The organism is Corallococcus sp. CA047B (genome assembly GCF_003612065.1).
Taxonomy (GTDB): Bacteria; Myxococcota; Myxococcia; order Myxococcales; family Myxococcaceae; genus Corallococcus; species Corallococcus praedator.
Genome location: NZ_RAWD01000425.1, coordinates 1 through 6,714 on the forward strand (window position 1 = coordinate 1; position 6,714 = coordinate 6,714).

The 6,714-nt window shown below is 70.2% G+C and carries 11 protein-coding genes and 1 pseudogene; all 12 read left to right on the top strand.

What is annotated here, in order from left to right:
• A partial coding sequence (locus D7X74_RS43305; RefSeq protein ID WP_199741991.1) for a hypothetical protein occupies positions 1-236 on the top strand: 236 nt, incomplete at its 5' end.
• Complete coding sequence (locus D7X74_RS37795; RefSeq protein ID WP_120537831.1) at positions 229-924, top strand: hypothetical protein; 696 nt, start codon at positions 229-231, stop codon at positions 922-924. The genes D7X74_RS43305 and D7X74_RS37795, both read left to right, overlap by 8 nt.
• A 200-nt stretch (positions 925-1,124) precedes the next feature.
• On the top strand, positions 1,125-1,352 hold the full coding sequence (locus tag D7X74_RS37800) for a hypothetical protein (protein WP_120537832.1): 228 nt from the start codon (positions 1,125-1,127) through the stop codon (positions 1,350-1,352).
• The gene (locus D7X74_RS37805) at positions 1,349-2,134 is read left to right on the top strand and encodes a hypothetical protein (RefSeq protein WP_120537833.1); all 786 of its coding nucleotides are present in this window, start codon (positions 1,349-1,351) and stop codon (positions 2,132-2,134) included. Before D7X74_RS37800 ends, D7X74_RS37805 begins: the two co-directional genes overlap by 4 nt.
• Positions 2,135-2,142: 8 nt before the next feature.
• Complete coding sequence (locus D7X74_RS37810) at positions 2,143-2,439, top strand: LexA family transcriptional regulator (protein WP_120537834.1); 297 nt, start codon at positions 2,143-2,145, stop codon at positions 2,437-2,439.
• A complete protein-coding gene (gene dpdA / locus D7X74_RS37815; RefSeq protein WP_120537835.1) occupies positions 2,436-4,226 on the top strand; it encodes a tRNA-guanine transglycosylase DpdA in 1,791 nt (596 codons plus the stop codon). The genes D7X74_RS37810 and dpdA overlap by 4 nt, the downstream gene beginning before the upstream one ends.
• On the top strand, positions 4,223-4,612 hold the full coding sequence (gene queD / locus D7X74_RS37820; protein WP_120537836.1) for a 6-carboxytetrahydropterin synthase QueD: 390 nt from the start codon (positions 4,223-4,225) through the stop codon (positions 4,610-4,612). Before dpdA ends, queD begins: the two co-directional genes overlap by 4 nt.
• Positions 4,605-4,844: a hypothetical protein gene (locus D7X74_RS37825; RefSeq protein ID WP_120537837.1), complete on the top strand. Its 240-nt coding sequence runs from the start codon at positions 4,605-4,607 to the stop codon at positions 4,842-4,844. Before queD ends, D7X74_RS37825 begins: the two co-directional genes overlap by 8 nt.
• Positions 4,841-5,335 (top strand): hypothetical protein, encoded by a 495-nt coding sequence (locus D7X74_RS37830; protein WP_147446827.1) that lies wholly within the window; start codon positions 4,841-4,843, stop codon positions 5,333-5,335. The genes D7X74_RS37825 and D7X74_RS37830 overlap by 4 nt, the downstream gene beginning before the upstream one ends.
• Positions 5,328-5,579: a hypothetical protein gene (locus tag D7X74_RS37835; RefSeq protein WP_120537839.1), complete on the top strand. Its 252-nt coding sequence runs from the start codon at positions 5,328-5,330 to the stop codon at positions 5,577-5,579. The genes D7X74_RS37830 and D7X74_RS37835 overlap by 8 nt, the downstream gene beginning before the upstream one ends.
• Positions 5,580-5,750: 171 nt before the next feature.
• Positions 5,751-5,888, top strand: a complete 138-nt coding sequence (locus tag D7X74_RS43310) for a hypothetical protein (protein WP_158622351.1) — start codon at positions 5,751-5,753, stop codon at positions 5,886-5,888.
• A 4-nt stretch (positions 5,889-5,892) separates the two neighbouring features.
• Positions 5,893-6,714 (top strand): annotated as a pseudogene (locus D7X74_RS42795) (hypothetical protein); the annotation flags it as partial.

A 6,714-nucleotide genomic window follows, 5' to 3' on the forward strand; every position in this document is an offset into this window, starting at 1 on the left:
GTATAAGAGACAGCCCTGGCGCCGTCATCCGGCAGTCGGTGGGGCTGATGGCCGCCGGTGCCGGGCGCGGTAAACGGGAGGAAGCCAAGGGCGCCGCCTTCGCCGCGACCTCGGCCCTGGAGCGGCTGGCCGAAGCGCTGCATGAGGAGGCCGGCCACGGCCCCCACCCCTGGACGAAGTGCTCCCGCTGCCTGGACCTGATGGGCGTCACCGCGATTGGGGTGCGCCATGGGTAGCACTGCCCTCGCTGCGTCCGCCCCTGCTGTCCGCGAGCGCCCCATCCTCTTCTCCGCACCGATGGTTCGGGCGCTGCTCGGCGGCCGGAAGACCGTCACCCGGCGACTGGTGAAGCCGCAGCGAGGCTGGAAGCTTGGGTGGTACGACAAGCAGGGCGTAATCGTTCCCGTGAACGCCGACCGGCACGGAGACCCCGGCGACGACATCACCTGCCCCTACGGCCAGCCCGGGGAGCGGCTCTGGGTGCGCGAGGCGTTCCACATCACGAGTGCCAACGAAGCCGTCTATCGCGCCGACTACCCCGGCAACGCCACCGCGCGCGGCATGGAGAACATCCCGGCTGAGCAGGACGTCCGCTGGCGGCCGTCCATCCACATGCCGCGCTGGGCCTCGCGCCTGACGTTGGAGGTGGTGTCCACCAGCGTCGAGCGACTGCACGACATCACCGAGGGGGACGCGCAGGCGGAGGGCGCCGTCTTCCGCGACTTCGGTCGTGGCAACTATGGCCGCCAGCGCCCCGGCTGGGCGATGAGCGTCGAGCAGTTGGACAGGGGCACTGAGCATTGCCTCGACACGGCCCGCTTCGCTTTCGGAAACCTGTGGAACGCCATCAACGGCGAGAACTCCTGGCTCTCCAACCCCTGGGTGTGGCGCGTGGAGTTCCGCGTCCTGCCCGCTGAGTGGTAGCAGCACCCGTAGTCGTCACCCGCGCCTCGGCCTCGCAGCATCCGCGAGCACCTGACGGCAGCACCGCCTTCCCGGCGGCCCCTCTGCTCCGGCAACTGGAGCACGGCACGCAGTCCCCCGCGCGAGCGCAGCTGTAGCGCAGCCGGGCTTCCACCCCACCCCGTCACGGGTCCGCGCCACCAGCGCGAGGGAGACGTGCCATGTCGAAGTCGAGGGGCGCCCGCGCGGCGCCGCGCAGCACCGAAAAGAAGACGTCCACGGAGTTGTCGTCGGCTCGCGCCGAGGTGGCAATCCTCCGGCAGCAGATGTCCACGGTGAGGGCCTTGTTGTGCGGCGTGGCCGAGGCGTTCGATAGAACGCCCACGGGCCAGGTGATGGATGGGCTGCTGCTCCAGGTCGAGGCCGTGACGAAGGGCGGTGCCCGGTGAGCACGCCCGACACGACGAAGCTGGAGGCCATCCGCGCGCGACACGCAGCGTCGGCGGAGGGGCCGTGGAAGTGGTTCGGCTACTCGCCGTCGAAGTACATCGAGCTGTGCTCGCGGCGCGACACACTGATGGCCTTCCGGCGCTGGGGCATGAGCAGCGCGCAGCCCTTCTTCTGCACGGACGGACTCCTCCATCGCGCGTCAGACTTGGCGGTGCCCGACACCGACCCCACGCGCGGGCGCATCACCGACATCAACCACCCGGACGCGCGCTTCATCGCCGCCAGTTGGCAGGACGTAAAGGACCTGCTCGGGATGGTGGATGCGCTCGCCTCCGCCACGGAGTCCGCGCGCAACGAATTGGCCACCACGAAGGAACACCTGCAGCGCGTCCACGGGCAGGTGGCGGAGGTGGCCCAGAAGCTGGGCGCGGAAGGCCCGCTGGACGGTTGGGGCCTCGACGCGGCGGCCGACAAGGTGCTGGCGGAGCGGGATGCCCTCCGCGCGGAGGTGAAGCGCCTGACGAAGGCGGCACGTCCCTTCGCTGGCTGGGCAGGAACGACCCTCAACCTCCGCCCGGGGCCAGACAGCACCATCGCGCTCTCGTTCGGCTTCAACGTGGTGCAGTACCGGCAACTCCGCGAGTTCGTCGCGGCCTTCTCCGGGGCGCCTGCCGAAGGAGCTCCCGCCGCCGAGCGCACGGAGTGGAGCACCGCCGCCACGCCCCACGGTTGCCCCGTCGGCATGCCCTGCGACGTCTGCGAGCCGGAGGCCGGCCGGTGAGCTGCCCCATGCCCCCGCGCGAGCCCCGAGGCGGTGCGCCGCGCACCACGCAGAAGCAAGACGACGTCCTCGCCTTCATCGCGAAGTCCACCCAGGCCCGGGGCTTCGCGCCCTCCATCCGCGACATCGCCGAGCACTTCGGCTGGCGCAGCCACACGGCCGCCGTCTGCCACCTCGCCGCGCTCAAGGAGAAGCACCTGGTGACGTGGGAGCCGGACATCGCGCGCTCGCTGCACCTCACCGAGTCCGGGCGCGACCTCGCCGCGCAGCGCCTGGCTCGACAGCGGACGCAGGTGGCGCCATGACGTGCCCGGTGCGCATCGCGCTGGTGGGGTGCGGCTCGGAGAAGCGCGAAGTCCCATCCCCTGCGCGCGACCTCTACACGGGGCCGCTGTTCAAGGGCGCGCTGCGCGAAGCGCTCGCGCTCGCTGGCGAGGAGCGCACCGCCATCCTGAGCGCGGAGCACGGGCTGGTTCATCTCGATGAGGTGCTGAAGCCGTACGACCTTCACCTTGCCTCTCTGCCGCGAGCGAAGCGCGAGGAGTGGGGGCGCGCGACGGCTGGCGCCCTGGTGGAGCGCTTCGGCGCCTCGACAGCGGAGGTGCACATCCTCGCTGGCGCGCCGTACGTGGAAGCGTTGCGGCCGCACTTCCCGGCTTCCTGGCGAGTGGTGGTGCCGATGGAGGGGCTGACGCAGGGCGGGCGGCTCTCATGGCTCAAACGCGCCAGAGAGGCCCGGACGGCTTCGGCAGCGGCGGTGATTGCCCGCGCCGACTTCGTCGCCCCCGTCTCACGGGAGTGGCTGGCCGAGTCCCGCGGGCGGCAACTCCGCTACTTCCTGCCCGATTGCGACGACAGGGTGGACCCTGACTTCGACTTCGCCACGGATACGCGCTCCGCGAAGGGAGCATGGGAGACGGAGCAGTATGCCCACCAGCTCTACCCCTCTCCCAACTTCGACGGGCTGCTGGTGTCGCGCATGGAGGCGGAGTCGCCGCGGGCGAAGGCGCGCCGCCTCGCGGAACTCGGCGTGCATCGCTACCTGCGGGTGCCGCCGGCCGTGCCGGTGCTCGGAGACTGCGGCGCCTTCGGCTACGCCTCGGAAGCGGCTCCGCCCTTCAGCACCGAGGACATGCTCGCGTACTACACGCAGCTCGGCTTCGACATGGGCGTCAGCCTCGACCACATCGCCGCGGTGGCGGCGTCGGACGAGGACAGACGAGCCCGGTACGAGCTCACGCTGCAGAACGCTTCGGACTTCCTGCGTGGCCACCGCGCAGCCGGACACGCATGGCAGCCGTGGGGGGCCGTGCAGGGGTGGAGCCCCGCCACGTACGCGGAGGCAGCGCGCCAGGTGGTGGCCATGGGCTACCACCACATCGCCCTCGGGGGCCTCGTCATGGCCCCGACGGAGGCTGTCCTGGCCATCCTCCAGGAGGTGCACCAGGTGGTGCCCGCCTCCGTGGGCATCCACCTCTTCGGCCTCGCCCGCGCGGAAGCGGCTCGCGCGTTCGTCGCGTTGGGCGTGCGCAGCGTGGACAGTTCGTCCCCGCTCCGCCGCGCGTGGCTGCACGCCCGGGAGAACTACATCACGCTGGACGGCGACGCCTACGCCGCTGTGCGCGTGCCCTACGCCAACGGTCGCGCGGCGAAGTCCCTGGCAGGCGAGACGCTGGCGAAGGCGCAGCGCCTGGAGAAGTCATGCCTCGAAGGCCTCGCTGCGTGTGAGAGGGGGCCGGTACCCGCGGGACTCCTCGACGCCCTTGAGGAGTACGAGGCGCTGACGTTGCCGGGCCGGAAGTCCATGCGCGCGGAGAATCAGCGCACGCTGGAAGCCCAGCCGTGGCGCACCTGTCCGTGCGCCCTCTGCCAGCGGCACGGCATCCAGGTGCTCGTCTTCCGCGGGAACGACCGGAACCGGCGCCGCGGCTTCCACAACGTCTGGGCCTGGTACCGCCTGCTGGGGAAGGCGCTCCGGCGCGAAGCCGCGCCTGTCGTCGCCCTCGTTGGCGGCTCGCAGCTCGACCTCTTCAATCTCGGGAGCGTGACCCGCGCGCCCGCCTACGCAGCAACCACCGGAGGTGTCGCATGAAGACGACGATTTGGAAGTCCTGGACCCTGTCATGCGCCCACCGGCTGCCTCACGTCCTCGAGGGGCACAAGTGCGGGCGTATGCACGGGCACAACTTCGTGCTGGAGGTGCACGTCTCCGGCCCCGTGCAGAAGGACGGCGGTAGCAAGGGGATGGTGGTGGACTTCGCCGCCCTCGACCGCGTCTGGCAGCAGCACGTCCACGGCCAACTCGACCACGGCACCCTCAACGATGTCCCGGGCCTCGACAACCCCACCAGCGAGAACGTGGCGCGGTGGGTGTGGGACGTCTTCGAGGCGTGGCTCCCGTCCTCTGTGTCGGTGGTGAAGGTCGTCGTGCAGGAGAAGGACACCAGCGGCGCCATGCTGGAGGCGAGCCATGCATGACGCCTTCCTCGTCGCTGCGGCGGTGGCCCTCTTCCTCGCCGCGTACTGGGCGCGCGCCACCGTGTGGTGGTGGCCGCTCGCCGCCAGCTACTGCCACTGCGTCGTCCTCTTTTGGTGGCGCGTCTACCGCCACCGGCCCCTCCCCGAGTCCACCCCCGCCGCGCCGTACCTGCGCCTCGCCGTCGACAACACCCGTCGTTCCTTCAAGCACCGCACTGGAGGTGTCCTGTGAGCGTTTCCGTTTGGCAACAACTGGACCGGATGCAGGCGGAGCACGACAAGACGAAGCTGCTGGTGCGCGCTGTGCGCGGCGGACGCTTCAAGGGTCGCAAGCCGAACGGCGACTGGTTCGCGGCAAGCGACGGGGAGGTCGTCAAACCGACGCCCGTTGACCTGGTTCTCGCGGTCGCCGCGCTGAAGTGCTTCACGTGCGGTCACGAAATCGAAGAGCACTCGGTACGCGAGTTGAGCGAGGAGGAGCAGAAGGGCAAGCGCAACAAGGACAAGAAGCGCTGCGACGGCGGCAGCGCGGCTGAGCCGTGCTCCTGCGTGAAGACGCCGGACGAGATTCGCGCGAAGCAGACGGACCGGGAGTGGATTGCCCAGCGCCTGGCGTCGGTCATGCGCGAGCGCGACCTGCCGGGCGCGGACCGGGTGTGTGCCGCCACCGTCTTCGACGGACTGCGAGGGCCTGCGGTTGAGACCGAGGGAAGCCATGCCTGACTTCCCGTCCTGTCCGAAGTGCGAGCAGCGTGCCGTCTATCCGTTCCTGGATGACGAGGGCGACGAGCAGTTCACCTGCGCTGCGTGCGGTCACGGACCGTACCTCCGTCGCGAAGTGCGAGAGCAGGCGCGGGAGGCGCTGGCCGCCATCAGCGGCGGGGCGGCAGCATTCAAAGCGCTCTGGACGAAGAAGCTCACGGACGAGCGCGCGAAGGTGGCGCGACTCGCTGAGGGCCGGTGGTGAGCCAGCCGCGCCTCCAACTCGCCGGCAGCCGCGCCCGCGCTCCTCGCCCGTGCGGCCCATGCATACGAGCACGGGAAGCCCGCCGAGGCGTGCTCGGAACCGCTGCGCAGGTGGCTCCTCGCCCTCGCGCGGATCCACCCCGGGCGACTGCCCATCGTCCGCGGGCGAGAGGTGTTCATCTTCGCCCCGTTGCCCAGGCTGACGCTCATCACCGTCGCCGTTATTCCCCGGCCCTTCGCGCTGTACCTGCGTCAGTCGATGGCTGTCGGGCGAGCCTTTTTCCAGCAGCAGGACGTCAGCAAGGATTAGCGCCATGGCCCGGATCCGCTGCATCAAGCCCGACTTCTTCATGGATGAGGAACTCGCGACGGTCTCGCCGCTGGCGCGCCTGCTCTTCATCGGCCTATGGACGCAGGCCGACAGAGACGGTCGCCTGGAGGACCGACCGGCGCGGCTCAAGGCGGGCGTGTTTCCGTACCACGACGCCGATGTAGCGGGGCTTCTGGGTGAGCTTGAGCAGGGGCGCTTCATCCAGCGGTACGAGGCCGACGGGAAGCGCTGCGTCGCCATCCGGAACTTCAAGAAGCACCAGCGCCCACATCCCAAGGAGACGTCCTTCGGCTTGCCTCCACCGCCCGAGCCGGGAAGTTCCACGGCAAGCCGTGAAAAGCCACGGCAGGGTGTGGATGCATCCCGTCGAGTACCGGTGGTTGTTGGAGATGGAGATGGTTGTGGGAATGGAGATGGTTGTCCGGCTGAGCCGGGGGGACTCCCGCTGACGGTTCGGGCTGAAGACGACGGGTCCGACGCCGCCAGCTCCGCGACGCCGCCCAGCCCTTCGGCAGTCGTTCCGGCCAGCAAGGACGCGCACGGGCTCCTGCCCCACGAGCCGCCGCCAGCCACCGAGCCCGCCCTGTCCGAGCAACTCGCGTCCGACTTCCAGGAACTACGCCGCGCCGAGTACCGACAGGACCGCGGAGACCCAGCGGCCATGCGCGAGCTGCTTGCCCGGGGCCCGCCGGCCGAGATTCGCCGCCGGTGGCGCATCGGCATCGCCCTCACCGGGTACGGGCGCTGCTCGAAGTGGAGCGACCTCGTGCGCTTCTGGAACGACCACGCGACAGCGCCCCTGCCC